This is a genomic window from Arthrobacter sp. AL05 (assembly GCF_029960715.1).
GTDB lineage: Bacteria > Actinomycetota > Actinomycetes > Actinomycetales > Micrococcaceae > Arthrobacter.
The window spans coordinates 1-436 of the sequence record NZ_JASBRC010000060.1 but is presented as its reverse complement, the minus strand read 5'-3'; the positions used below and the strand labels follow the sequence as shown (position 1 = coordinate 436).

Below are 436 nucleotides of genomic sequence, written 5' to 3'. Positions count from 1 at the left end.
AGTATTCGTCGGTCATTTGAGGTGGGTCCGGCGACCTGGCCGTTTAGATGCTGGGGGAGCGGCGCTCAATTAGTATGGTGTCGCGCCATTGCCCGGTGAGTGGACCGTGGGTCATGCGGGCGATGCGGCGTCTGCGTCCGACGACGACGTAGCCGTTGGTGAGGTGGAGTCTGAGGCTGGCTTCGTTTTCGGGGAAGATGCTGGCCTGGATGGTCCAGATCCCGTCGGCCTCCGTGGAGGCTGCTAAGGCTCGCAGCAGTGCTGTGCCCAGGCCTTGCCCGCGTGCAGCGGCCGCGATGTAGACGGAGTGTTCGACCACGCCGGAATAGGCGGGGCGGCCGGAGACGGGGGAGACGGCAGTCCAGCCAAGGATCTGGCCGTCCGCGGTTTCGGCGACCAGTCGGTGGTCGGGCAGTCTCGAGGTGTTGAACCTTTC

General features: G+C 65.4%; 1 protein-coding gene. It reads right to left on the bottom strand.

Annotation, left to right across the window (positions count from 1 at the left end):
• Positions 1-43: 43 nt before the first annotated feature.
• Positions 44-436, bottom strand: a 393-nt coding sequence (locus QK287_RS18440) for a GNAT family N-acetyltransferase (RefSeq protein WP_282361140.1), incomplete at its 5' end; no start/stop codon positions are given.